The following is a 249-nucleotide window of genomic DNA, read 5'->3' as shown; positions in this document are numbered from 1 at the left end:
AGCGGGATTTCCCTGCTGTTGACGCAGCGCAGGGTGCGCGATGTGCTGCCGCTGTCGGATGCGATCGAGGTGCTCGAACTGGATGCACTCGATCTTGCCAATGAGCCGTCGCACAACCCGGACGTCGAATTGCATGGCGAAAACCTCGCCTACGTCATCTACACGTCGGGCTCGACCGGTCAGCCCAAAGGCGCAGCGAACCGCCATAGCGCGCTGTACAACCGTCTGGTGTGGATGCAGCAGGCGTAC

1 protein-coding gene is annotated in these 249 nt (G+C 61.8%); it reads left to right on the top strand.

Translation table 11 applies throughout. The features are described 5' to 3' along the window. A partial coding sequence (locus tag PQR67_RS38245) for an AMP-binding protein (protein WP_408467964.1) occupies positions 1 to 249 on the top strand: 249 nt, incomplete at both ends.

This window comes from Paraburkholderia fungorum (genome assembly GCF_046026025.1).
GTDB classification, from domain to species: domain Bacteria; phylum Pseudomonadota; class Gammaproteobacteria; order Burkholderiales; family Burkholderiaceae; genus Paraburkholderia; species Paraburkholderia fungorum_E.
This window is presented reverse-complemented; position numbering and strand designations above follow the sequence as displayed.